Source organism: Streptomyces sp. YS415 (assembly GCF_023544665.1).
Classification (GTDB): domain Bacteria; phylum Actinomycetota; class Actinomycetes; order Streptomycetales; family Streptomycetaceae; genus Streptomyces.
This window is the reverse complement of record NZ_JAMJFL010000004.1, coordinates 196,351-219,381: the sequence shown is the minus strand read 5'-3', so window position 1 is coordinate 219,381 and position 23,031 is coordinate 196,351. Positions and strand designations below refer to the sequence as shown.

Annotated in this window: 23 protein-coding genes; 7 read left to right on the top strand and 16 right to left on the bottom strand. The window is 72.7% G+C overall.

What is annotated here, in order from left to right:
- Window positions 1-28: 28 nt before the first annotated feature.
- Window positions 29-235: a hypothetical protein gene (locus M8H82_RS07320; RefSeq protein ID WP_250071649.1), complete on the top strand. Its 207-nt coding sequence runs from the start codon at window positions 29-31 to the stop codon at window positions 233-235.
- Window position 236: 1 nt separating this feature from the next.
- On the opposite strand, the gene tgmB is transcribed toward M8H82_RS07320, so the two are convergent.
- The 3 genes from tgmB to M8H82_RS07305 all read right to left on the bottom strand — a co-directional run bounded on the left by tgmB (window position 237) and on the right by M8H82_RS07305 (window position 1,946).
- A complete protein-coding gene (gene tgmB / locus M8H82_RS07315) occupies window positions 237-1,220 on the bottom strand; it encodes an ATP-grasp ribosomal peptide maturase (RefSeq protein ID WP_250071648.1) in 984 nt (327 codons plus the stop codon).
- Window positions 1,221-1,237: 17 nt separating this feature from the next.
- Entirely contained in the window at window positions 1,238-1,429 is a 192-nt protein-coding gene (tgmA, locus tag M8H82_RS07310) for a putative ATP-grasp-modified RiPP (protein ID WP_250071647.1), read from the bottom strand.
- A 193-nt stretch (window positions 1,430-1,622) separates the two neighbouring features.
- Window positions 1,623-1,946: a YkvA family protein gene (locus M8H82_RS07305; RefSeq protein WP_250071646.1), complete on the bottom strand. Its 324-nt coding sequence runs from the start codon at window positions 1,944-1,946 to the stop codon at window positions 1,623-1,625.
- Window positions 1,947-2,209: 263 nt separating this feature from the next.
- On the opposite strand from M8H82_RS07305, the gene M8H82_RS07300 reads away from it, so the two are divergent.
- Complete coding sequence (locus M8H82_RS07300) at window positions 2,210-3,214, top strand: hypothetical protein (protein WP_250071645.1); 1,005 nt, start codon at window positions 2,210-2,212, stop codon at window positions 3,212-3,214.
- A gap of 262 nt (window positions 3,215-3,476) precedes the next feature.
- Here the strand turns inward: M8H82_RS07300 and M8H82_RS07295 are convergent, their stop codons facing one another.
- The 3 genes from M8H82_RS07295 to M8H82_RS07285 all read right to left on the bottom strand — a co-directional run bounded on the left by M8H82_RS07295 (window position 3,477) and on the right by M8H82_RS07285 (window position 5,744).
- The gene (locus tag M8H82_RS07295) at window positions 3,477-4,610 is read right to left on the bottom strand and encodes a hypothetical protein (protein ID WP_250071644.1); all 1,134 of its coding nucleotides are present in this window, start codon (window positions 4,608-4,610) and stop codon (window positions 3,477-3,479) included.
- 209 nt (window positions 4,611-4,819) lie between these two features.
- Window positions 4,820-5,314: a lamin tail domain-containing protein gene (locus M8H82_RS07290; protein WP_250071643.1), complete on the bottom strand. Its 495-nt coding sequence runs from the start codon at window positions 5,312-5,314 to the stop codon at window positions 4,820-4,822.
- A gap of 94 nt (window positions 5,315-5,408) precedes the next feature.
- A complete protein-coding gene (locus M8H82_RS07285) occupies window positions 5,409-5,744 on the bottom strand; it encodes a helix-turn-helix transcriptional regulator (RefSeq protein ID WP_250071642.1) in 336 nt (111 codons plus the stop codon).
- Window positions 5,745-5,872: 128 nt separating this feature from the next.
- Here M8H82_RS07285 and M8H82_RS07280 point away from each other — a divergent pair, with 128 nt between their 5' ends.
- A complete protein-coding gene (locus M8H82_RS07280) occupies window positions 5,873-6,871 on the top strand; it encodes a zinc-dependent alcohol dehydrogenase family protein (RefSeq protein ID WP_250071641.1) in 999 nt (332 codons plus the stop codon).
- 19 nt (window positions 6,872-6,890) lie between these two features.
- On the opposite strand, the gene M8H82_RS07275 is transcribed toward M8H82_RS07280, so the two are convergent.
- The 7 genes from M8H82_RS07275 to M8H82_RS07245 all read right to left on the bottom strand — a co-directional run bounded on the left by M8H82_RS07275 (window position 6,891) and on the right by M8H82_RS07245 (window position 17,065).
- Window positions 6,891-7,505, bottom strand: a complete 615-nt coding sequence (locus tag M8H82_RS07275; RefSeq protein ID WP_250071640.1) for a hypothetical protein — start codon at window positions 7,503-7,505, stop codon at window positions 6,891-6,893.
- A 166-nt stretch (window positions 7,506-7,671) separates the two neighbouring features.
- Window positions 7,672-9,036 (bottom strand): FAD-dependent oxidoreductase, encoded by a 1,365-nt coding sequence (locus tag M8H82_RS07270; RefSeq protein ID WP_250071639.1) that lies wholly within the window; start codon window positions 9,034-9,036, stop codon window positions 7,672-7,674.
- A 139-nt stretch (window positions 9,037-9,175) separates the two neighbouring features.
- A complete protein-coding gene (locus M8H82_RS07265; protein WP_250071638.1) occupies window positions 9,176-11,944 on the bottom strand; it encodes a SpoIIE family protein phosphatase in 2,769 nt (922 codons plus the stop codon).
- Between the two features lie 72 nt (window positions 11,945-12,016).
- Entirely contained in the window at window positions 12,017-14,509 is a 2,493-nt protein-coding gene (locus M8H82_RS07260) for a SpoIIE family protein phosphatase (RefSeq protein ID WP_250071637.1), read from the bottom strand.
- Between the two features lie 275 nt (window positions 14,510-14,784).
- The gene (locus M8H82_RS07255; protein ID WP_250071636.1) at window positions 14,785-15,993 is read right to left on the bottom strand and encodes an alpha/beta hydrolase; all 1,209 of its coding nucleotides are present in this window, start codon (window positions 15,991-15,993) and stop codon (window positions 14,785-14,787) included.
- A gap of 102 nt (window positions 15,994-16,095) precedes the next feature.
- Window positions 16,096-16,656 (bottom strand): carboxymuconolactone decarboxylase family protein, encoded by a 561-nt coding sequence (locus tag M8H82_RS07250; RefSeq protein WP_250071635.1) that lies wholly within the window; start codon window positions 16,654-16,656, stop codon window positions 16,096-16,098.
- A gap of 94 nt (window positions 16,657-16,750) precedes the next feature.
- On the bottom strand, window positions 16,751-17,065 hold the full coding sequence (locus M8H82_RS07245; RefSeq protein ID WP_250071634.1) for a hypothetical protein: 315 nt from the start codon (window positions 17,063-17,065) through the stop codon (window positions 16,751-16,753).
- Between the two features lie 53 nt (window positions 17,066-17,118).
- Here M8H82_RS07245 and M8H82_RS36410 point away from each other — a divergent pair, with 53 nt between their 5' ends.
- Window positions 17,119-17,253, top strand: a complete 135-nt coding sequence (locus tag M8H82_RS36410; RefSeq protein ID WP_284048610.1) for a hypothetical protein — start codon at window positions 17,119-17,121, stop codon at window positions 17,251-17,253.
- Window positions 17,254-17,444: 191 nt separating this feature from the next.
- Here the strand turns inward: M8H82_RS36410 and M8H82_RS07240 are convergent, their stop codons facing one another.
- Together M8H82_RS07240 and cpt are read right to left on the bottom strand one after the other, a co-directional pair.
- Entirely contained in the window at window positions 17,445-18,188 is a 744-nt protein-coding gene (locus tag M8H82_RS07240) for a carbonic anhydrase (protein ID WP_250071633.1), read from the bottom strand.
- 169 nt (window positions 18,189-18,357) lie between these two features.
- Window positions 18,358-18,879, bottom strand: a complete 522-nt coding sequence (cpt, locus tag M8H82_RS07235) for a chloramphenicol phosphotransferase CPT (RefSeq protein WP_250071760.1) — start codon at window positions 18,877-18,879, stop codon at window positions 18,358-18,360.
- Between the two features lie 286 nt (window positions 18,880-19,165).
- Between cpt and M8H82_RS36405 the strand changes: the two genes are divergently transcribed.
- From M8H82_RS36405 to M8H82_RS07225, 3 genes are all read left to right on the top strand, one after another.
- Window positions 19,166-19,291 carry a hypothetical protein gene (locus M8H82_RS36405; protein ID WP_284048609.1) on the top strand — a complete coding sequence of 42 codons (126 nt, stop codon included), beginning with the start codon at window positions 19,166-19,168 and terminating at the stop codon, window positions 19,289-19,291.
- 187 nt (window positions 19,292-19,478) lie between these two features.
- Window positions 19,479-20,318, top strand: a complete 840-nt coding sequence (locus tag M8H82_RS07230; RefSeq protein ID WP_250071632.1) for a Cof-type HAD-IIB family hydrolase — start codon at window positions 19,479-19,481, stop codon at window positions 20,316-20,318.
- 10 nt (window positions 20,319-20,328) lie between these two features.
- Entirely contained in the window at window positions 20,329-21,750 is a 1,422-nt protein-coding gene (locus M8H82_RS07225) for an amidohydrolase family protein (protein ID WP_250071631.1), read from the top strand.
- On the opposite strand, the gene M8H82_RS07220 is transcribed toward M8H82_RS07225, so the two are convergent.
- Complete coding sequence (locus M8H82_RS07220; RefSeq protein WP_250071630.1) at window positions 21,740-22,981, bottom strand: cytochrome P450; 1,242 nt, start codon at window positions 22,979-22,981, stop codon at window positions 21,740-21,742. The genes M8H82_RS07225 and M8H82_RS07220 overlap by 11 nt on opposite strands.
- Window positions 22,982-23,031 lie beyond the last annotated feature (50 nt).

The following is a 23,031-nucleotide window of genomic DNA, read 5'->3' as shown; positions in this document are numbered from 1 at the left end:
GGCCACGACACGAAAGGCGCGTTGACGGGTGTTCCAGGATTCCCCCATTTACGACCGACTGATCTCGGAGCGCGGCGACGTTCCCCTACAGGTGCGTCGGGAGGCCGAACGCGTCAGCCGGGAACTGGAGTTCGTCATGCGGCCGCTGACGTCCTTCGGTGCCCCGCCGGTCGAACGGCAGCCCCACCCCGGCGCCGGCTGGCAGCGCTCCGCCCTGCCGCCCGGGCAGCTCTGACTCAGCGGGCCGCGGAGTTGACGCCGTCGAGCCGCGCGGGCCGGGGCGGCGAGGGCCGGGACAGCCACTCGGCGATGGTCCGCGCGATCGGCTGGCCCGTGTCCACCTCGACGAACCCGAACTGACCCGACTGGTTGCACTCCAGGAACCACCAGGTCCCGTCGGCGTCCTCGACGAAGTCGAAGGCACCGTAGGCCAGTTGGGCGTCCCGCAGATAGGTTCGCACGCCCTCGGCGACGCGCGGCGGCACCTCGGCCGGCTCCCAGGGCGCCGTGGACGAGGAGAACCGGACGTCCACCTCGTCCGGGTGCGCGTCGGCCTCCACCGGCTTACGGGCCGCCAGCAGCTGCTCGCCCACGGCGGTGAGCCGGATGTCGGCCCGCTTGGCGACGCGCCGCTGGAGCAGGGTCGGGCCGAAGGCCACGGCGGAGAAGTCGGCGTCCGGGGGGACCCGGCTGGTCGGCACCGCCCGGGGCGGATCCTGCGGATGGGCGCCGGAGACCGGCTTGACGACGAGGTCCGGGTAGCGGTCGGCGAACTCCCGGGCGGCCTGCGGGAAGGTCGTGATGAGGGTGGCCGGCACCGGCAGCCCGCAGCTCTGGGCCAGCCGCAGCTGCCAGGGCTTGTGCCGGGCCCGGTGAGCGGCGTCGGGGTCGTTCATCCAGCGGGCGCCGCTGGAACGGAGCATGCCGTACAGCGCCTGCGCGGACTCCTCCGTGAGCCACGACGACGGGCGTGCGGCCCGGGACGCCGGCACCCCCGGCCTGCGCACCCACACCGAGCGCAGCCCGTCGAGGCTCACCAGCCGCCCCCCGGACGACAGATGGCCGCGAAAGGCGCCGTGCACGTACTCCCCGGACAGCGCGGCCCCACCGGTCAGGTCCGCGGGGTCGAGCCGGACCACCGGCACGGCGCAGGCGTTGAGGTGCACCACCACCATGTCGGCGGTGACGTCCTCTTCGGTGGTCAGAATCAGCACGGTCATCGTGACGGGTTCCGCGTTCAGTCGTCGAAGTGCGTCTTCGAACCCGCCGTGGACGTGGTCGTCCCCAGCTCCCTGAGCAGCGCGTGGTCGCTGGCGGCGATCCGCCCGTCCAGGAGAACGTTCAACTGCAGTCCGGAGTCGTAGGCATAGACAGCGTTGACCCCCACATCCGCTGCCGGACGTGCGTAGTTGAGCGCGAACGGTTGCATCGTCTCTCCCTCGCCGGTGCTGCTCCGATCAAGCGAGCCACCCACCCTGGGACTCGCCTGGTCCGCCGACTTCCTTCGGCTTCCACCCACTTATACGAATCGAACGGGTGATTGGTTTCCTTACTCTGCGTCACCATCGCCGGGAGGTGTCCCCGACGGCCGCGCCCGGGGGGCGTGTTGGGCGGCGCCGGGTTCAGGCGGCATCACCGCGCCGACCGGCGCGGGAAGGCCCCGGAAGGAGCCCGGAACCACGCCGGTCGACGGACCCGCGCAGGGCGCGCAGGGCCAGCAGAAGTACGCCGATGTCGTCCAGGTACACCGGATCGGGCAGTACGTCGGTCGGCAGGACGAAGTACGCCAGGGCGCCCCAGAACACCCAGCGCGGCCCGGTCGGCAGGCCCGCGCGCCGCAGTCGGCGCCGGGTCCGCACCAGCCGGACCAGCACCGTTACGGCAACGGCCAGCAGAACGGCCGCGAGGATCGCGGCGACGAAGAGCACCGCTGTGGTCGAGTCCACCGACTCCTCCTCACCTCTCGGGCGTGCGCCGGGAAGCCCGGGCGCCCGCGTCTCCTGACGGATTCCCCCCTCCGGCGCGGCTATGGCCCCGGGCGCGGCAACCGGAGCAATCGCCCCTCCGCCGAAGCGGTGGTGAGGGTGACTCATGCGCTCGGCCCACCCCGGTGGCGGGCCGGGTCGGCAACACCTAGTAATGGACTCCGTACAGCCGCGTGTCGCTTCGGGGGCGCAGCAGCGGCACGCACCCTTCCCTGGAGCCGAGGATGACTACCCCCTCTTCATCGCCCAGCCCGTACGAGTCCGACATAACGCCCACCGAGCCCGAGCCTCTCGGCGACGACCCGGTCGGCAACCTGGTGCACGCCGCCGTGGCCGACCGTCCCGTGGAGGAAGTCGCCCAGCTCATCACCCTGCTGGAGCGCTCGCCCGAGCACGCCCGGGCCACGGTCGAAGCCCTCCGCGCGGTCGGCCTGGACCGGTCCGTCGAGGACGTGACCCGGCTGGTCGACCTGCTGACCAGGCCTCCGCGCGCCGCGGACGGCGCCGACGAGACGATCCGCGCCGCCGCCGAACGGCGCTCGCTGGACGACGTGACCCGGCTGGTGGCGCTGCTGCACCGCACCGACCTGGAGCCGCACTGCAGCCAGGAGGCGGTGCGCGCGGCGGCGACCGGACGCCCGGTCGAGGAGATCGTCGAGCTGATCCGGCGGTTGTCCGAGGAGTGCGACGGCCCGCCGACCATCGACGCGCCCCCGCCCGACGAGTCCCTGCCCCAGGAACCGGCCGCGGAGGGCGTGGCACCCAGACGGGTGACGCCCCTGCGGGCCCGCAAACCGGCGAACCGTGCCCCCACCTGGCCCGGCCGGATAGCCATCGCCGCCCTCGTGCTGTGCGCGCTCGCCTACTTCCCGCTCCACCGGGACGGCGCCTCCTTGCGCGTCTACGGACTCGCCCTCGGCATGTCGGTGGCGTGTCTGGCGGTGTCCCTGCTGCTGACGCTGCGGATCACCGCGCCGGTCCTGGCGTTCGGGATCCTGGTGCCGGCGGTGCTGGCGGCGGCACAGCTCCTGGAAGGGCGGCTGCCCTCGGCAGGCCTGTCCCGGGCACTGGACCTCACCCTCGCCCCGGTCTGGGCGGCCGGAATGGCCGCCGCCTTCGCCTCCCTGGCGGCGCTGGCAGCCCTGCTGGTGCATCTGGCCACGCCGGCACCGGCGCGCAAACGGGCGCCGGCACGAGAACCGGCCCCGGCCTCTCCCGCCGCGGAGTAGGCGTCAGCCGCCGTCGCTCTCTGCGCCGGCGGCTGTTCCGCGTGCCGCGCGTGTCCCGGGCGGGCCGAGGTGAGTCCTGCGGCCGAGTGAGTGGCAGCCGCCGTCGCTGCTCCGCGTCGGCGGCCGCACCGTCTGCGGCGCGGTGTCCCGGGCGGGCCGTCTTGGGTCGTGCGGTGGGTTGGGCGTCAGCGGCCGCTTCTCCGTGCCGGTGGCTGTTCCGCCTGTGGCGCGGTGTCCGGAGCGGGCCGCGCCGAATTGGGCGTCAGCCGCCGTCGCTCCTCTGTGCCGGTGGCTGTTCCGCTTGCCGCGTGGTGTCCAGGCCCGGCCGCAGCGCCAGGGCGGATTCCTTCAGCCGCCCGAACGTCCGGGTCAGCTGCTGGAGCGGCGAGTCGGGCTCCGGACGCTGCTCGGGCAGGACGCCGGCCGCCTCACGGTAGGCGGCCAGCGCCTCGTGCGCCTGCTCGGCGGCCTCCCGGTACAGGTCACGGGACTTCGTCATCGCCTCCAGTGCGTCGGCGTACATGGCGACGAGGGCGCGCTGACGGGCCAGCTCCTCCTCCACGGTGAGCAGCCGCCACTGTTCGCGCAGCGCGGTCACGGCCTCCTCGGCGCCGTCCGGGAGGGGCCGCGGAAGCGCCGCGAACCGGGTGACGGCGGCGATGAGCTCGGTCGGTTCGGAACCGTCGAGGAAGACGCTGCGCACGGAGAACGCGGCGGCGTCGTAGTCGGCGGGGGCAGGGGAGCCGGGCAGCACTACGGCGCCGCCCCTCGGCACCTCCGCACCGCAGGCCCGCAGCGCCCAGTTCACCACCCGCAGCTGGTGCGGGGCGGCGCGGTGCTCCACCACCCGGTGCCGCAGACCCGGCGGCAGCATGTCCACGAGCGGGACGAGGCCGCGTTCGTCGGGGGTCATCGCCTCGTGCACGACGACATGGACGGCCCAGCCGTCGCGGGCGGCGTCCTTGAGCAGGCGCCGGACCGCCTTGTCGTCCTCGGGGAGGGGGTTGAGGCCGCGCAGGCGGCCGCCGGTGACCGGGTCGCGGTCCCAGTCCGTGTCCGCGCCCGTGTCCTGCGGCCAGAACAGCGCGGCGGGCGACGGCCACCGGGGATCCCAGGGGCGCTCGGCCTCCGCCGCCAGCACCCACGCGTGGCCGTCGGAGACGGTCAGCCGGGCCCGTACGGTCACCGTGTCCTCGACCCGCCATCGGGCCTCGAACACCCGCTCGTCCTCGCTCCGCGCCTCGGCCGGTTCAAGGAAGTCGTCGATGCCGCCGCCGTCCTTGTGCCGTTCCAGACACGCGCGGACCACCTCCCCGGCGGCGGGTCCGGCGTGGTGGCCGTGGGCCAGCCACACCGTGGGCGGAGTCGGGGGGCGCACGTTCGGCGAGCTCAGCATGAGTCCTGATGGCGACGGGGGCAGGTGCCCGTCCAGTATCGACGCCGCAGGCAGCCGGGTGTCACCGGGGGTGCGCACACGGGGTGTGCGCGGACCGCTCCGGAACAGCGGCCTTCACCCGTGGCCCGGATCCGCCCCGGGTCGTGAGAATGGCCGGTGCGCAGGGCCCGCCCACCATCCGCATCGGGGCGGGCCCTGCGCGCGGCGGATCAGCCGTGGTACTTGATGTACCCGTTGCCGTCCGGGTCGGAGCCGCCCTTGGTGTAGGCGTGCGAGTCGGCGCCGGCGCCCGTGGGCTTGTACAGGTAGATCGTGTCCTTGTCGTTGTTCCAGATGAAGTTGCAGTTGTCGCGGTAGACCACGTTGTTGGCATCGGAGTCGCTGCCGTGGCCGCCGCGCAGCTTCACCTGGTCGCCGGGCTGGAGATAGTGGTTGGCGGTGAACGTGAACCGGTTCCCGGCGGCGTCCTTGACGACGTAACCCTTGAGGTTGACCGTCTTGCTGGACGAGTAGTTCTTGATCTCCAGGTACTCGGCCTTGGTGTTGCCGGTCGTGCAGTTGTTGGAGTCGCTGCCCGGGGCGTCGTACTGGACGCCGCGGATCTTCAGCGCCGAGCTGTACTCGGTGGCCTGGGCCGGTCCGGCGGCGAGGGCGCCCAGGGCGCCCGCGGCGGCGGCCGTCGCGATGAGCAGGCGTATACGCATGACGAAATCCCCCCTTGTGAAGGTTCAGTGAAGAGGGGTGATCATATGCCCGGAAAGGGAGTTCGTGACGGCCGTATCCGCAAGCGGAGACGGATTACTCGGGCCGGGGGGTCAGCAGGGCTTGCAGCAGCCCCGGGAAGGCGTCCTCGAACTCCTCGCGGCGCAGCGCGTTCATCCGGGACGTGCCCACGTAGTACTGCCTGATCAAACCCGCCTCGCGCAGGACGTGGAAGTGGTGGGTGGCGGTGGATTTGCTGACCGGCAGATCGAAGGTGCCGCAGGCGAGTTCCTGTCCGCCGGTGTACAACTCGGCGACGATCCGCCGCCGTACGGGATCGACCAGTGCCTCCAGTACCTGCTGCAGGCCGACCGTCCGGATGTCCGGATGCGTGGGCACCCGCTCGCGCCCGCCTCGCCGTGTCACCGTCATCGTCTCTCGACCTCCGCCGCACATCGTAGGTCACCGAAGTTCGGTGTGCATCGAAGTTTGACAACTGTCGTACTTTCGGTTTGGGTGAGGGAATCGGTGAACCACCGGACAGGATGGGGGAGTTGGGGATGGTCAAGGCGGTACGGTTCCACGAGCTCGGCGGGCCCGAGGTGCTGCGTCTGGAGGAGGTGGGCGTCGCGGACCCCGGCCCCGGGGAACTGCGGGTCCGGGTGGAGGCGATCGGCCTGAACCGGGCCGAGGCGCTGTTCCGCAGCGGCCGCTACATCGAGCCCGTCAAGGAGTTCCCGGCCGGGCTGGGAGCGGAGGCGGCCGGCGTGGTCGAGGCGGTCGGGCCGGATGTCACCGGGTTCCAGATCGGTGCGCCGGTGAGCGTGGTGCCCGCCTTCTCGATGAACGATTACGGCGTGTACGCCGAGCGCGCGATCGTTCCCGCCCGGGCGGTCCTGCCGCGCCCGGCCGGGCTCGGCGCGACCGAGGGCGCCGCGGTGTGGATGCCCTTCCTGACGGCGTACGGCGCACTGGTCGAGGTGGGCGGGGTGCGCGCCGGGGACACAGTCGTCCTGACCGCCGCCTCCAGCAGCGTGGGCCTGGCGGCGATCCAGGTCGCGCGCCGGGTGGGCGCGGTGCCCGTCGCGACGACCCGCACCCGGGCCAAGCGGCAGGCACTGATCGAGGCGGGGGCGGCCGAGGTGATCGTCACGGGGGAGGAGAGCGTCGTCGACCGGGTGCGCGCCGTCACCGGCGGCCGGGGCGCCGAGTTCGTCCTCGACGCCGTGGCCGGCCCCGGCGTCACGGACCTCGCCCGGGTGGTGGCCCCCGGCGGCACACTCTTCGTCTACGGCGCACTGAGCGGCGAGGCGACCCCGTACCCGGGGATCGACCTCGGCCTGCCCGCACTGAACATGCGCGCCTACACCGTCCTGGAGACCACCCGGGACCCGCTCCGGCTGCGCCGCGCCGAGGCGTTCGTGGCCTCGGGCCTGAGCAGTGGCGCCTTCGCTCCGGCCGTGGACCGGGTCTTCCCCCTGGAGGAGATCGTCGAGGCGCACCGCTACCTGGAGGCGGGCGGCCAGGTCGGCAAGATCGTCGTCACCGTCGACCACTGACCGGCGCCGCCGCCGGGCGTCAGTAGCGCTGGGCCTTGGCGATCTTCGCCGTCAGACGGGGCTCGGCGGGCTTGCGGCTGATGGCGAGGGGGTGGGCCCGCTCGCCGGCTTCCATGTCCTCCGCGCCGACGTAACGGGTCTCCACGACCTTGCCGTCGGAGTCGCTGAAGTCGACCTGGACGGCGTAGGAGGCCGTCTGGTCCGTACGGTTGGTGATGTTGACGACGACGGCGAGCAGCCCGCTGGTCTCAGCTCTGGGCTTTCCGGTCAGCGAGACGTCCGCGGTGGCGTTGCCCCGGCCCTCGACGTCCTCCAGCTGCTCCTTGGCCGCGGCGTTGGCGCGCTCGACCTCGGCGGAGACGGAGGCCTCGAACTCGGAGGCGCGCGCCGAGGCGGACGACGCCGCGGCGGAGACGGACGCCTTGACGGACTCGGCGAGCGAGGCCACGGCGGACGGCGGGGTGCCGGAGAAGCGGGAGGTGTCCGGCGCGGTGGGCGTGGCGCTGGCCGCGGATCCGGTGTCGTCGTCCGAGCCGCACGACACGAGCGCGACCGCGCTCAGGGCGGCGACGAGGACTCCGGCCAACGCCCTGGCCAGGGGCTGCCTCGTCGTTCGAAGGGGACCTGTGCCCATACCGGTGATCCTTCCCGTCGCACTCCTGTGCCCCCTGGCACATCGTGCACGAGGCGTAGTCGGGCAGCCACTCGGAGCGGCGCCCGGGAAGGACCACGCGGCCTGGCGTGGTACGGCGAAGGGCCCGGGGCAGCACAGCTGCCCCGGGCCCTTCGCCGTGGTGGGCTCAGGCGCCGCTCTCGCGGAGCATGTCCTCGCGCTCGACGATCTTCACGCGTTCACGGCCCTGCGGCTCGCCCAGCGCCTTCTCGGCGGCGTCCAGCTTGTACCAGCCCTCCCAGGTGGTGAAGCGGATCTCGCGCTCGGCGAGGAACGCCTCCACCGCCTCCGGGGCGGGCGCGTCCGGCGTCTGGAGACGGCCGTGGGCGAAGTCGTCCAGCAGGTTCGCGACCGTCTCGTTGGCGTCGCCCTTGGTGTGGCCGATCAGGCCCACCGGGCCGCGCCGGATCCAGCCGGTGACGTACGTCGACGTCAGGTGCTCGCCGGTCTCCTGCATGACTCGGCCGCCCTCGTCCGGGACGGTGCCCGAGTCGATGTCCCAGGGCAGCTTGGGCAGCTTGTCGGAGAGGTAGCCGACGGCGCGGTAGACCGCGCTGACGTCCCAGTCCTTGAACTCGCCGGTGCCCTTGACGTTGCCGGTGCCGTCCAGCTCCGTGCGCTCGGTGCGCAGGCCCACGACCTTGCCGTCCTCGCCGAGGATCTCCACCGGCGACTCGAAGAAGTGCAGGTAGAGCTTGTGCGGGCGGTCGCCGACGTCGCGGATCGCCCAGTTCTCCAGCGTCTTGGCGACCATGTCGACCTGCTTGTTGGCGCGGCGCTGCTCGATGGAGCCCGCGTCGTAGTCGATGTCCTCGGGGTTGACGATGACCTCGATGTTCGGGGAGTGGTCGAGCTCCCGCAGCTCCATCGGGGAGAACTTCGCCTGCGCCGGGCCGCGACGGCCGAACACGTGGATCTCCACGGCCTTGTTGGCCTTCAGGCCGTCGTAGACGTTGGCCGGGATCTCGGTCGGCAGCAGCTCGTCCGCGGTCTTGGCGAGGATGCGGGAGATGTCCAGCGCCACGTTGCCCACGCCCAGTACGGCGACCTTCTCGGCCTCCAGCGGCCAGGTGCGCGGCACGTCCGGGTGGCCGTCGTACCAGGACGCGAAGTCGGCGGCGCCGTAGGAGCCGTCGAGTTCCACGCCGGGTATCTTCAGCTCGCGGTCGGCCATCGCGCCGGTGGAGAAGACCACCGCGTCGTAGAAGGCGCGCAGGTCGTCGAGGTGCACGTCGCTGCCGTAGTTCACGTTGCCGAAGAGGCGGACCTGCGGCTTGTCGAGCACCTGGTGCAGGGCCGTGATGATGCCCTTGATGCGCGGGTGGTCCGGCGCGACGCCGTAACGGATCAGGCCGAACGGGGCAGGCATGCGCTCGAAGATGTCGATGGAGACACCGGGCTCGGCGGCCACATCGGACTTGAGCAGCGCGTCGGCGGCGTAGATCCCGGCGGGGCCGGCTCCGACAATGGCTACCCGCAGGGGGCGGGGCATGATCAGTTCCCTTCGAGCGATGACAAGCAACTCGACGGGAAGCCTAAGCTAAGGCAACCCTAAGTCGGTACGCGGGTCCGGTCTATGGGCTCATAAGCCCGCCTTATGGGTTCTCAAAGCCGCATAGAGGACGGGTGGCCTATGGCAGTGGCTGCTCCGCCCAGATCACCTTGCCCGCCGGCGTGTAGCGGGTGCCCCAGCGCTCGGAGAGCTGCGCGACGAGGAACAGGCCGCGCCCGCCCTCGTCCGTCATGGCCGCGTACCGCAGATGCGGGGAGGTGTTGCTGCTGTCGTAGACCTCGCAGATCAGCGTCCGGTCGAGCAGCACCCGCACCCGGATGGGGTCACCGCCGTACCGGATCGCGTTGGTGACCAGCTCGCTCAGGATCAGCTCCGTGGTGAACGCCAGGTCGTCCAGGTCCCAGTGGGTCAACTGGCGGCTGACCGAGGAGCGCACCTTGGAGACGGCCGCCGGGTCGGACGGCACCTGCCACTCGGCGATCCGGTCGGCGGACAGCGCCCTGGTCCGGGCGACCAGCAGGGCGATGTCGTCGCCGGGACGGTCCGGGAGCCGGGCGTCCAGCACGGTCCGGCAGGTCTCCTCGGGGGAGTCCCCCGCCCGGGACAGGGCCGCCCGCAGCAGTTCGAGACCCTCGTCGATGTCCCGGTCCCGGTCCTCGACGAGCCCATCCGTGTACAGCACCAGTCGGCTGCCCTCCGCAAGGTCCAGCTCGGCCGTCTCGAAGGGCAGCCCGCCGAGCCCCAGCGGGGGACCGGCGGGCACGTCGGGGAAGTCGACCGTGCCGTCCGGCCGGATCAGCGCGGGCGGCGGATGGCCCGCCCGGGCGACCGTGCAGCGCCGCGAGACCGGGTCGTAGACGGCGTACAGGCAGGTCGCGCCGGTCACCGGCGCGGTGCTGCCCTCCGCCTCCTCGTCCTGGTCGATCCGGGCGACCAACTCGTCCAGCAGCGCGAGCAGTTCCTCCGGCGGCAGGTCCAGCGCGGAGAAGTTGTGCACCGCGGTCCGCAGCCGCCCCATGGTGGCCGCCGCGTGCAGCCCGTGCCCGACGACGTCCCCCACGACGAGGGCGACCCGGGCGCCGGACAGCGGCAGGACGTCGAACCAGTCGCCGCCGACCCCGGCCTGGGCGGGCAGATAGCGGTAGGCGATCTCCAGCGTGTTCTGCTCGGGCAGGGTGCGCGGCAGCAGACTGCGCTGGAGGGTCACCGCCATGCTGTGCTCGCGGGTGTAGCGGCGGGCGTTGTCGATGGAGACCGCGGCCCGCGCGACCAGCTCCTCGGCGAGCTCCAGCTCCTCCGCGTCGAAGGGCTCCGGCTTGCGCGACCGCCAGAAGCTCACCACGCCCAGCACCAGCGCTCCGGCGCGCAGCGGCACCGTGATCAGCGAGTGGATGCCGTACTCCACGACCTGCGCGGAGCGCTCCAGGTCCTGTGCCTGCCAGCCGGGCGCCGCGCCGAGCACCGGCTCCAGCACCGGCCGCCCGTCGCGCAGACAGCGGCCCTGCGGCGAGGACTCCACGAACGCGATCCGCTCGCCCACCGGGTACAGCGGCGCGTCCTTGCGGATCCCGCTCAGCGCCGTGCGCCGCAACGGGCTCACCGTCTCCGGCTGGCCGCCGCTGAGCACCGCGCCGAACAGGTCCACGGTGACGAAGTCCGCGAACCGCGGCACGGCCAGCTCGGCCAGCTCCTCTGCGGTGCGGGTGACGTCCAGGCTGGTGCCGATGCCCACGCCCGCGTCGTAGAGCATGCTCAACCGCTCCCGGGCGGCCTCGGCACGCCCGGACAGGGCGCGCAGCTCGGTGGAGTCGCGCAGTGTGGCCACGCTGCCGTGCGGGCGGCCGCGCAGGTGCGTCGGGCGCTGGTTCACGGCCAGCAGCCGGTCCTTGACCCGGTGCACCTCGTCCGTGACCAGCCGGCCGGAGCCCAGCAGTTCGGCGGTGTCGGGGGCGAGTCCGAGGTCGGCCACCTGGCGGCCCTCGGCGTCTTCGGGCAGGTCCAGCAGGCGGTGCGCCTCGTCGTTGGCGAGCAGCAGTCGGCCCTCGTCGCCGACGATGATCACGCCTTCGCGGACGGCGTGCAGCACGGCGTCGTGGTGTTCGTACATGCGGGTCATCTCGTGCGGGCCCAGGCCGTGCGTCTGGCGCAGCAGACGTCTGCTGACGAGTGCCGTGCCGCCGGTGGCCAGCGCGAGCGCCGCCGCGGCCGCGCTCAGGACCAGCGGGAGCTGCCGGTCGGCGGTGCCGCCGACGGTCGCGGTGGTGATCCCGGCCGACACCAGTCCCACCACCGTGCCGTCGTCGTCCTCGATCGGCACGACGGCCTGCACCAGCGGGCCGATGGTGCCGGTGATCTCCTCGGTCACCACCTTGCCCTGGAGCGCGGGTTCGATGGTGCCGACGAACTTCTTGCCGATGCGGTCCGGCTTGGGGTGGCTGTAGCGGATCCCGTCGGTGTTCATCACGACGATGAAGTCCACCTCGGTCGCCTCGCGGGCGGCTTCCGCGCGGGGCTGGAACACGGCCGACGGGTCGGGGTCGTCCAGGGCCTCACGGGTGCCGGGGGCGTTGGCGAAGGACTCGGCGACCGCGACGGAGCGGTTGCGGGCCTCGCGGGTGCTGTCGTGCCGGACCTGCAGCACCAGCGCCACCACCGCGGCGACGACCAGCAGCACCACGATGACGACCTGGAAGAGGAACACCTGGCCCGCCACACTGCGGGCGCTCAGCGGGGAGCGCGGCCGCCGGCCGTGCGCCGTCCCGGACCGTCCGGCGTCCGGCGCGCCGTCCGCGCGCACTCCGCGGGCGCGGCCGGGCGCACGTGGGGGGCGCGGACCGCTGCGGCGACGGAGCGACGTGGAACCGGATCGACCCGAGAGTCGGACCATGGGCTCATGTCTACACTGCGCGACCGCAGGAGGCGAGAGGCGCCACCTGGTGGCCGGCGGTCTCCGCTGCCCTCATGGGTGCCGCCGGCCCGTGAGGCGCCGGGTGGCGAGCAGCACGGCGATGTCGTCGGGCCGGTCGGCAGACTGCCGGGCCGTCGCGGTGAGCCGGTCGGCGAGCTTGGGCAGGGACTGGCCGCCGGGCCCCCCGAACACCGCACCGTTCTCGGCCAGCGCCACGCGCAGCGCACCGATGCCGTCGTCGATGTCCTCGCCCGGCCGTTCCACCAGCCCGTCGGTGTACAGGGCCAGCACGCTGCCGGGGTCCAGGACCAGCTCAGTCACCGGGTACCGCGCCTGCGGGTCCACCCCGAGCACGACACCACCGGGCAGGTCGAGAGCGTACGTACGGCCGTCCGGGCGGCGCAGCAGCGGTGGCAGATGCCCCGCCCGGGCCGCCAGGGCCACTCCGGTGACGGGGTCGAGGCGGATGTAGCAGCAGCTCGCGAACTGCCCGGCGTCGATGTCGATGAGGAGCCGGTTGGTGCCGCTCAGCACCTCGTCCGGCGGCCGGTCCCCGAGCGCGAAGGCCCGTACTGCCGTGCGGAGCTGGCCCATGGTGGCCGCCGCCTGCACGCCGTGTCCCTGGACGTCGCCGATGACCAGCGCCAGTCCGTCCCCGGCGGAGACGACGTCGTACCAGTCCCCGCCGACCTCCATGCCCTGAGTCGCGGGCAGATATCGTCCGGCGGTCTCCACCAGTGGGTGGGACGACAGGCGTCTCGGGAGCAGGGCCTGCTGCAGGCCCCGGGCGAGCGCCGCCTCGGTCTCGTAGCGTTGCGCCCTTTCCATGGCGTGTGCGATCAGTCCGGCCAAGGCGGTGAGGGCGGCCCGTTCCTTGGTGCTGAAACGGCGCGACCGGTCGAAACCGAGGATGCAGGAGCCGACCGGCCGCCCGGAGGCGATCAGCGGCAGGAAGGCGCGGGCGCCCTCCGTGGCGTCCAGGGCGATGCCGGGGTAGGCGTCGGTGAGCTGCTGCATGGAGTCGAAGAACAGCGGGCGGCCGTTGGTCAGCGTCTCCACGCCGGGCAGCCGGGCGTCCAGGCCGATCCCCTCGAAGGGGGCGAGGAAACCCGAGGGGAAGCCGCTCTCCCAGGCCAGGTACAGATGCCGTTCCTGGAGCAGGTAGATCGCCAGTCGGCGCCCGCCGAACGCGGGCAGCAGCTCCCGCATGACCACCTCGGAGACCTGGCGGGCGGTGACCGCCTCGGTCAGCGCCATGGCAAGCACGATCGGCCGGTACAGCGGCGCCATGGAGGGGTCCGCCGCCGCCCCGGGCTGCTCCTCCGTATCACCGGGCGGGGTTCCGGGCGGCGCCTCGGTCACCCGGTGAGTCGGACGGATGGTGCAGGTCAGCAGGTCCGGGCCGGGGTTGAGCGACACCGCCAGCCAGCCGCCGTCGTAGTTCTCGCCGGCATCGGTGCCGGGTCGTCCGACGTGGAAGTGCATCGGCTCCGGCGACAGCAGCGCCCCGCGCAGATGGTCCTCGCAGACGGGCTGGTTCAGCCACGGCACGGCGTCCCACAGCGGGCGGCCGAGCAACTGCGGGCGGGGCCGCTCCAGCAGTTCGGCGGCGCGCGGATTGGCGTAGACGACGGTGCCCAGCCGGTCCAGCGCGAACACGCCCTCCGGCAGCAGATCGGCCGCGGCGTCGGCCGCGGTGCCGGGTCCGGGGTCGATGACGACGCCGTGCACGGCCCGCGGACCTTCGTGGGAGCCCCAGAGTTCGACGAGCCGCAGTGACCCGTTCGCGCCGCGCACGTGCAGCGGCAGCGGGGGCGGCCGGCCGGCCGCCGTGTCCCGCAGCGCGGCCAGCAGCACCCGCGTGTCGTCGGGGGCCACGGCTGCGGCGAGGGCGCGCTCGCTGCGCACGCACTCCTCGGCGCCCGCTCCCAGCACGTGGCGCATCCGTTCGTCCAGGGTCATCGCACCGGTGGCCGGATCCCAGGTGAAGGATCCGGCCCGTCGGGAGGCGCGCAGGGTGGGCGGGCGTACGCACCGGGGCTCGCCGTCCCACCACAGCGCGCTGTCCGCCACACCGCCCAGCTGCCCGGCCAGCTCCTCGGCCAGATGGGCGAGGCGCTCGCGTTCGGGCAGCAGCTCGGTGGCGTCGACCGCGGACGCACGCAGGACCGTCAGGACCCCGTAGGCCGCCGTATCGGTGGCGACCGGCATGTACAGGGAGCCGAACTGGAAGGGCAGACCGGCCGCGAACTGGGGGTAGCGGCGCATGGTCTCCGTCGCGTTGGCGAGGACCACCTCCTCGCCCAGCCGATGCGCGTCGGCGACCGGGAACGGGCTGTCCACGTGCAGCCGCCACCAGGGCTTGAACAACTGTCCCGGCAGCCCCACCAGTACCGACAGACGCAGCAGACCGGGCGTGCGGGACCGCAGATAGACCCCGGCCGCGTGCCCGCCGTCGGCCCTGAGCGCCTCCAGCGAGGCGTTGATCAGCAGCGACGTCGGCCGCCCGGGCGTCCGCTGTGCGTCCTCGGCGCTCCCAGTCATCGGCCCCTACCTGTCCGTGCGCCGTCCCACGGGGCGACACAGCAAGAATGCGCCACGAAGCCCGCCCGGCGCACCCGGACAGCACGGAGATCGTCGCCGGATTGCTCCGGGTACGGCGACATGCGCGGGAAAGAATGTGCGTACAGGCAGCTTCGGTCACGTACGGCACGGGCGGCTCAGGACCGCGTACCGGCATGCCGATGCCACCGTCCCGACGGGCAGCGCTTGATTCAGGCCACGTGGCGTCGCGCGTTCACCCTATGGGCCGCCACCGGTCATCGCAGGGCCTGCGCGATCCGGTCGAAGACCGGGGCGAGCCTCCAGTAGGCGCTGTGGGACAGCGGGAAGGGCTGGCGGCTGCGCACCTCGTGGTCGGTGACCCGGCGATCACCCGCGAAGACGGGCTCGGCGAGGTAGGCGAGCAGGTCCATGCGGTCGTAGATGTTGAGCCAGTCGGGGAAACCGGCGGGCAGCGCGGCCCCGGGCCCGAGGCCCGCGAGGGCGCCGAGCTCGTGCAGGAAGGGGGCCTGCGAGCCGACGGTGACCAGGAGCCGTACAGGGAGCGGGGGTTGGCGCAGGGCGGCCAGGGCGAGGGTGTCCACCAGGGCGATGCCGCCGAGGCTGTGGCCGATGACGACCGGTGGCTCGGGGCTGCGGCCGATCACCTTCTCCAGGTGGGCACGCAGCGGTTCGCCGCGCGACTGGTAGCGCAGGATGTCGCCGATCTCGGAGGCCTTCTCGTGGGTGAAGTCCCCGCGCCAGCGGTCGCGTGCCGCTTGGGTGGTCATGCGCTGCGCCAGCTTGAACAGCACGCCGAGGGTGCCGGTCACGACCCCGCGGCCGGTGCCGCCGAGCCGGTCGCTGAGCAGGTCCACGAGCCGGTCCCGCTCGTCGCCGGTGCACAGCGTGGTGTCGCGGGCCCGGGCGAGCAGGACGGCGACGACGGCACGGCCCGTGAGGAGGGCGAGTTCGGCGGCGACCGCGTCGTCCTCGGCGGCGAGGCAGGCGTCCTGGAACTCCTCCGAGTCCGACACGGTGTCCAGGGCGTACCGGTAGCCGTCGGCCAGCCCGGTCTCCCGGAGGAGTACGGCCAGTTCGTCGCCGGGACCGAGGTCGCGGGGCAGTCCCCGCAGCAGGTCGCCCACCGTCTCCCCGGCGGACCGCACCCCGGGCAGGCCGAACCCGCCGTCCTCGGCGCCGGTGCGGATCTCGGCGAGGACCCGGAGCTCGCAGAACGGATCGGTGAGGAGCAGCAGCCACTCGGCGGTCCCGGGGTCGTCGTCGACGTCCGCGGGGGTCAGGGGTTTCGTCCCGGGTACGGAGGCGCCGCCGGCACTGAGCTCGGCACCGAACTCGCTTCCCCAGTAGCAGGGTTCGACCTCCGCCCCCGGGAACCGCTCCAGCAACCCGGCGCTCACCTGCCGGAACAACTCGTCGAACCGATCCCGCCGGACACCGGTGCCGTGAACAAAGACGAACCGCATGCGTCCCCCGCCCCAACGCGCCTGTGCGGTAGGAGAATAGTGCCCGTCGGCGGCCCGCCACAGCAGGACGGCAGGCCCCGACGGGCGAGGCGGAACTCTCGGTCAGGCGGTCGACTGCCTGGCGGCCAGGGGCACCTCGCAGGAGGCGGAGTAGCCCTGCGAAGTGATCCCGTGGGCCGTGTTGTTCCTGGTCGACATGTTGGCGAAGGCGATGATCGCGGTGAGTTCGACCATCGCCGCCGGTCCGAGCCGGTCCAGCAGGCCCGCGTACAGCTCGTCGGTGACCGTGGGCGGGGTGTTCGTCATCGCCTCGGCGTACTCCAGCACGTCCCGCTCCAGCGGCGTGAACACCTCCGACTCCCGCCAACGCGGCACCTGGCTCGCCTTGTCGAGGTCGAGGTTCTGGTGCAGGGCCTGGAAGTAGTTGATGTCGAGGCACCAGCTGCATCCGACCTGCGCCGCCACCGCCATGTGCGCGAACGTCTTGAGACCCTCGTCGGCCGTGTCCCACGCGTTCGCCCTGGCCCCGAGCTCCGCTGCGTCCTCGGTGACCTGGGGATGGTGCGCGGACACCTCCCACGGCTCGGGCACGGCACCGAACTGCTCGACCAGACTCGCGCGGACCTCGGCGGGAAGGTCGGCCTTGGCAATGCGCAACGTCATCGTGCTCTCCTCATGCGTCATACGGCTGCTTGCGTGACGCCATGGAGACACCGCCGGGCCCGGTTGTGTGACATCGGTCCGTGGTCCGACGGGATCAGCGAGTGGCGCGGTACGCCGCCTCGATGTGCCGGACCACGGTGTCCGGGCGGGACATCATCACGACGTGCGAGGCGCCCTCGGCCTGGACGACCCTGCTGCCGGCGCCCACCTGGACGGCACAGCCCTCCACGTCGGTAAGCCACTGGCTCCGCCCAAACACCCCTACGCTGCCCGGCCGTTGGGCCGTCGCCATGAGCCGGGTCTGCGAGCGGGGCAGGTCCTGGGCGAAGACGTCGTGGAACTTCGCCGGGCCGATGCAGCCGTCCAGGCCGGGCTCCCCACCGGGGACCGGGTAGGGGCGGCCGACCATGGCGGGCTGAAGCCGGCTGCCGGGGAACTCCCGCGGGTCCGGGGATCGTGTCGATGACGCTGCGCACGTACGGCGAGTCCCCGGCCAGGTCCCGCAAGGGGTTGGCCGGGGCGATCACCGGGAAGCCGGCCTTCAGCAGCCGGGCGGTGAGGGCACTCCAGCCGGACGCGTCGGCGAACACCCCGTGAACGAGGACGACGGCGGGCCTGTGCGTGTCCCTCATGCCGTGCGGGCGCCCGCGTCCACCGTGGTGCGGTGTTCTCGATCCGGGCTGTCGATGCCGTGAAGCGACTCCGGAAGGGAGCATGGCACCGGCGTCCACGGCTGTTCTGGCCGTGCGTGCCAGGCCCTGTTCCCTGGGTGCACGGTGCCGGCGGTGTCAGCCGATGCGGTGCACCAGCTGGCTCGTCAGCTCGTAACGCGCGCCCACGACGGCGAGTTCACCGGCCGACACCTTGGCCGCCAGGTCCGGTTCCGCGGCGAGGCGGTCGCGGACCAGTCGTATGTTGGCGTCGATCGTCGCGTCCGTGCGGGCGTCGCCCTCCTTGGTGTGATCGATGGCCGGGGCGATCTGGTCGGCCAGGTACTGGATGTGGGCGGGCAGTTTCTCGCCGCTCTCCTCGGCCTCGACCGCGGCGCGCACGGCACCGCAGGACTGGTGACCGAGCACCAGCACCAGGGGGATGCCGAGTTCGAGCACGCCGTACGCGACGCTGCCGAGCACCGCCTCGTCCAGGACCTCACCGCCGCTGCGGACGGTGAGCAGGTCCCCGAGGCCCTGGTCGAAGACGAGTTCCGGCGGGACGCGCGAGTCGATGCAGCCGAGCACCACCGCGAAGGGGTGCTGTCCGGAGACCAGTTCCTGACGGACCGTGCGGGTCTCGTCCGGATGCTTCTGCCGGAAGGCGCGCCAACGCGCGTTGCCCGCGGCGAGTTCGCGCAGAGCCTCGGCAGGGGTGGCCGGGCGGGGCCGGTGCGGAGCGGCGGTCGCAGGAGTGGCGGTGCCTACCGCGAGGCCGGTACCGAGGGCGGCGGCACCGGTGAGTGCGCCGCGCAGCAGGGAGCGGCGGGCAGGCTTGGGCTCGGCGGGGCGCGGGGCGCCCGCAGGGGAATCTGAGTTCACGGACAGAACGTACGTCCGGGGCTGTGCACTCTTGCCCGCCCAACGGAATCGTGGACGGGACGTGAACCGACCATGGGGAAGTGTTGATCACCTCTTGGGGTGAGCCGTTGCCCGGCCCTGGGACGAGCCTCGTGGTGAGCCCCGTCGTGAGGCGACAGGGGCCCGGCGGTCAGCTCAGCCGGGCGGCGATGGCGCGGGCGCAGTCGAGGGATTCGGTGCGGGAGGTGTCCACCTCCAGGTCGTAGACCACGCCCTCGTGCACCAGGGCCGCCTGTGCCTCGGCCATCCCCGGTGTGCGGTCCCCGCGCGCGATCTCCCGGCCCGCGGCGACGGCGGGGTCGCACCGGACGCCCACCCACAGCACCTCCACGCCGACCAGCGCCTGCCGCCACCGCTGCTGGGACGCCGCCCCGCCGAGGAAGACGTCGTCGACGACGATCCGGGCACCGGCCCGGGCCATCGCCACGATGCCCTCCACCCAGGCCGCCTCGAGCGCCCTGAAGTCGGCCCCGACACTCACCCCGCCGTCGGCGGCGAACGTGATGCCCTCGTCCGAAGCCCGCATTCTGGCGGGCAGAGCGTCGACGAACTCGTCGACCCCGAACGCCAGCCACGGATCGGGCAGTACGGCCTGAAGGCAGCGTACGATCCCGGACTTCCCGGAGCTGGAACCACCGTTGAGAATGATCATCTGCGTCGTCACCGCGCCACAGTAGGGCGGCCGGCGGAGGAACGGCCAACAGTTTCCGCTCAGGGCGGGTGCGGGCCGGGGGCCGGGGGCCGGGGGTGCCGAGGGCTCCTGCCGTGACCGCGGGACGCCGCAATCCGAGGGATGGGCCGCGCAGCCGAAGCCGCCTCGCTACGATCGGAGTTGCTTCCATCCGGCGCCCTACGGCGGACCCACCGGGGGGAGCCGCTGCCCGCGCAGTTCACCGATTCAGCGCGGGCGGGGGCGAACCGGATGGGAGGTGAAGAGAATGGCCGACGACAAGTCGACAAGGACGACGGCGCTCTGCGCGGACCTGGCCAAGCGGGTCATCGCCGCACTGAGCGCTCGCGCGATGTGGGCAGCGCTGCTGTATCTGCTGCACCGCGACGTGTGACGTCCGGGGGCCCCGAGCCTGTTCCCCTTCTCGGGTCGGGGCCCCACTTTCCCCACCGCGCGTGACCGTACGAGCGCGAAGCGGCAGCGGTCCCCATGAACTCGGCGCGGTGGGCGGGAATGATCACGGCTCCAGGGATGGTTGACCTGTCACACATGCCCGTCCGCCGACCAAGAAGGTGCACCCCGTGGCAACGACGCCGGACCTCCCGCTTGGCGCCCCACCCCGCCTGATCGCCACAGACCTCGACGGCACGCTGCTGCGCGGGGACGGCACCCTGTCCCCGCGCACCAAGGCCGCGCTGGCGGCGGTCGAACAGGCCGGAATCCGCGTCGTGCTGGTGACGGGACGTCCGTCACGATCGGTCCATGTGCTGCTGGAGGCCATCGGACCGCACTACGTCATCGCCGCCAACGGCGCCGCCGTACACGCACCCGACGGATCCCCGGATCACCTCTCGCCGATCCCGCCCCTCGTGGCGGCGCAGCTCGTGGCCCGCGTGCGCGCCGCGGTCCCCGGCGTCTCCTTCTCCGTGGAGTACGACCAGGACTTCGGCCATGAGCCGGCCTATCCGAGCTGGTCGTACGGCGAGGGTGCCGTCGAACTCGTCGGTTCGGCGGAGGCCCTGGTGACCCGCACCCCGGCCAGGCCCCTGCTGAAGATTCTCGCCCACCACCCGGCACTCCCGCTCGACGACTTCTACGCGCGGGCCCTGCGTGCCGCGGGCACCAGTGCCGAGACCACCCACTCCACCGGCCTGTCGCTCGTGGAGTTCAGCGCGTCCGGCGTCACCAAGGCGAGCACCCTGATCGAGTGGAGCGGCCGACTCGGCATCGCGAGCCATGAGATCGCCGCGTTCGGCGACATGCCCAACGACCTGCCCATGCTCACCGCGGTGGGCCACTCCTACGCCATGGCCAACGCCCATCCGCAGGTCCTGGCCACCGCACGTCACCGCACCTCCTCCAACGACGAGGACGGCGTCGCCCGGATACTCGAAGGGTTCATCGACGCGCTCGTCCCGTGAAAGGGAACCCATGAACGCGGATGACCCCACCACCCCCCACGACCTCACCGGCACCCACGACCCCGACCGCTTCCCCGCCGGCCGCCCCTTGCTCATTCGCGGCGCCACCGTCGTCACCATGGACACCGGGCCCGGAATCCTGCCGGGCACCGACGTCCTCGTCACGGACGGCACGATCGCGGCGGTCGGCCACCGCCTGTCCGCACCGCACGGCACCGCGGTCATCGAGGCGCACGGCGCGCTGCTGATCCCGGGCTTCGTCGACACCCACCGCCACATGTGGCAGTCCGCGCTGCGCGGACTCGGCGTCGACTGGACCCTGACGAACTACATGGACGCGCTGGGGCAGTTACTGCCGCACTTCCGGCCCGAGGACGTCTACGCCGGCAACCACCTCGGCATGGTCGAGGCGGTGGCGGACGGTGTCACCACCGTCGTGGACTGGTCCCACGGCTGTTCCACCCCCGCCCATGCCGACGCCGCGGTGGACGCGCTGATGTCCGTGCCTGGCCGGGCGCGATGGGCGTACGGCCGTATCGGCCCGGATCTCTCCTGGGTCACCGACGGAGAGGTGGACCGGATCCGGGCGGCCCGGTTCTCCGCCGACGACCAACTGGTCACCATGCAGCTCGCGTTGGACCTGCCGCCGGACCTGTCCGCCGCGGACGCCGCCCTGAGCCACGCCGCGAAGCAGGCGCTCCCCGTGACCACCCACGCCGGAGTCTTCGGCATCGTCGGGGACGCGGCCGTCGCCCACCTCGCCCGCCAGGACGCCCTGAGCCCCAGCACGACACTCGTCCATGCCGCCTCCCTGAGCGACGACTCCTACCGCCGGATCGCCGACAGCGGCGCCTGCCTGTCGCTGTCCGCGGAGAGCGAGCTGAACGCGGGCCAGGGCTATCCGCCCACCGGAGCCGCCCGTCGCTTCGGCGTTCCGCTCTCCCTGTCCATGGACACCGTGGTGTGGTGGAGCGGCGACATGTTCTCCGCGATGAGGTCGACGCTCAGCGCCGAGCGCGGCCTGGTCTTCCTCCAGGCGCACGCGCGCGGCGAGCAGGTGGGCAGCCACGACCTGCGCGCCGCCGATGTCCTGCGCTACGCGACCCTCGGCGGGGCCGAGGCCCTCGGCCTGGCCGACCGGATCGGCTCGATCACCCCGGGCAAGTGCGCCGACCTCGTCCTGCTGCGAGCGGACACCCCGTCGATGACGCCGGTGAACAATCCCGTGGGACACCTGGTCTTCCAGGCCGGGCGGGGAGACATCGACACGGTCGTCGTCAACGGCCGCGTGCTCAAGCACCGCGGCGAGCTGATCGGCATCGACCTCCGCCGCGCCCGGCGGCAGGCCGAGGCCTCCCGCGACCACCTGCGGGGAGCGGTGGGGGAAGCGGCATGGCAGAACCTTGTCGATCCGCCCGGCGCTAGAGGCTGACCGCCACCCGCAGCGGCGCCCGGAACGACAGCAGCCCCAGCATCGGGCCGTCCGCCGACGCCGGCCGTGCCCCCGGCAGGCGCCGGGCCGCCGCGGCGAGGGCCACCGCCGCCTCCGTACGCGCCAGCGAGGCGCCCGGGCAGCGGTGGCGGCCGACGCCGAAGGCAAGGTGCCGGCGGATGTTCCCCCGGTGCGGGCACAGCTGCTCCGGGGTCTCGAAGACCTCCGGGTCCGATCCGCTGCCCAGGAGCATCAACAGCAGCTGCGCCCCCTGGGGCAGGTTTACTCTGCCCAGCTCGACCGGGCGCGCGGTGACCCTGCGCCAGGTGGTCACCGGCGGCTCCCGCCGCAGTACCTCCTCCACCCAGCCCTGTGCCAGTCCCTCCTCGGACGCGACACGGGCCCACATCCCGGGCTCGGTCAGCGCACGGCGCAGCACGGTGGCGATGAGCTGCCCCGTGGTGGACTGCCCGGCGATGAAGACGAAGAAGCACGCGGCGACGGCGGTCGGCACGTCGAGCCGTTCCCCGTCGGGCAGGCGATGGTCGGTCAGCGCCCGGACGAAGGAGCCGGGCCGGGCCTGCCCGTCCGCCACCGTCTCGGTCAGCCAGCGGTGGAACTCGCCCACCAGCTCCGCCAGTTCGAGCTGACGTTGCGGAGCGGGCCGGCCCCAGAACAGCTCCAGCGAGGCGTCGCTCCAGCGGATCAGCGTCGCCGTCGGAACGCCCTCGATGCCGAGCAGCTCCATCAGTACCCGGCACGGCAGCACCTGGGCGAAGGAGGTGAACAGATCGCAGTTGCCCGAGGAGGGCAGGGCGTCGAGCAGTTCGTCGGCGATGCGCTCGATCACGGGCACGGCGGCGGTCACGCGCTGCGCGTTGAAGAACCGGGTGACGACCCGGCGCAGTCCCGGATGGCCGGCGGTGCCGTTGTTCGCCAGGGCGGGCGGGAGGTTGAAGCCTGCCCGGGCGAGCACCCGGAGCGCGCCGAAGGGGAGCGGGGTGACGGCGTTCTGGGCGTTGTCCGGCAGGAAGTCGTCCGGGGTGAGCAGGACATGGCGTACGTCCCGGTAGCGGCTGACCAGCCACAGGCCGGTGCCGGCATCGAAGTGCACCGGCGCCTCGGCCCGCAGCGACTGGAGCCACGGGTACGGATCGCGAGTGAAGTCGTCGCCGAACAGGTCGAGCGCATCGAGGACGGGGGCGGATGCGCCCGAAGCCGGGGAAGTCACGGCCGGGACGCTAACACGTGCTCGCGCGCCCTCCGCGTCCGTGTGCGCGG

Bases quoted from the DNA above. Each gene is read 5' to 3' on its own strand.
- M8H82_RS07275 (WP_250071640.1), bottom strand. From the start codon at position 7,505: ATGGGCACAGGTCCCCTTCGAACGACGAGGCAGCCCCTGGCCAGGGCG.
- M8H82_RS07295 (WP_250071644.1), bottom strand. From the start codon at position 4,610: ATGCTGAGCTCGCCGAACGTGCGCCCCCCGACTCCGCCCACGGTGTGG.
- cpt (WP_250071760.1), bottom strand. From the start codon at position 18,879: ATGATCATTCTCAACGGTGGTTCCAGCTCCGGGAAGTCCGGGATCGTA.
- M8H82_RS07270 (WP_250071639.1), bottom strand. From the start codon at position 9,036: ATGCCCCGCCCCCTGCGGGTAGCCATTGTCGGAGCCGGCCCCGCCGGG.
- tgmA (WP_250071647.1), bottom strand. From the start codon at position 1,429: ATGCAACCGTTCGCGCTCAACTACGCACGTCCGGCAGCGGATGTGGGG.
- M8H82_RS07260 (WP_250071637.1), bottom strand. From the start codon at position 14,509: ATGACTGGGAGCGCCGAGGACGCACAGCGGACGCCCGGGCGGCCGACG.
- M8H82_RS07265 (WP_250071638.1), bottom strand. From the start codon at position 11,944: ATGGTCCGACTCTCGGGTCGATCCGGTTCCACGTCGCTCCGTCGCCGC.
- tgmB (WP_250071648.1), bottom strand. From the start codon at position 1,220: ATGACCGTGCTGATTCTGACCACCGAAGAGGACGTCACCGCCGACATG.
- M8H82_RS36405 (WP_284048609.1), top strand. From the start codon at position 19,166: ATGGCCGACGACAAGTCGACAAGGACGACGGCGCTCTGCGCGGACCTG.
- M8H82_RS07280 (WP_250071641.1), top strand. From the start codon at position 5,873: ATGGTCAAGGCGGTACGGTTCCACGAGCTCGGCGGGCCCGAGGTGCTG.
- M8H82_RS07290 (WP_250071643.1), bottom strand. From the start codon at position 5,314: ATGCGTATACGCCTGCTCATCGCGACGGCCGCCGCCGCGGGCGCCCTG.
- M8H82_RS07225 (WP_250071631.1), top strand. From the start codon at position 20,329: ATGAACGCGGATGACCCCACCACCCCCCACGACCTCACCGGCACCCAC.
- M8H82_RS36410 (WP_284048610.1), top strand. From the start codon at position 17,119: ATGACGCTGCGCACGTACGGCGAGTCCCCGGCCAGGTCCCGCAAGGGG.
- M8H82_RS07245 (WP_250071634.1), bottom strand. From the start codon at position 17,065: ATGGTCGGCCGCCCCTACCCGGTCCCCGGTGGGGAGCCCGGCCTGGAC.
- M8H82_RS07300 (WP_250071645.1), top strand. From the start codon at position 2,210: ATGACTACCCCCTCTTCATCGCCCAGCCCGTACGAGTCCGACATAACG.
- M8H82_RS07255 (WP_250071636.1), bottom strand. From the start codon at position 15,993: ATGCGGTTCGTCTTTGTTCACGGCACCGGTGTCCGGCGGGATCGGTTC.
- M8H82_RS07250 (WP_250071635.1), bottom strand. From the start codon at position 16,656: ATGACGTTGCGCATTGCCAAGGCCGACCTTCCCGCCGAGGTCCGCGCG.
- M8H82_RS07285 (WP_250071642.1), bottom strand. From the start codon at position 5,744: ATGACGGTGACACGGCGAGGCGGGCGCGAGCGGGTGCCCACGCATCCG.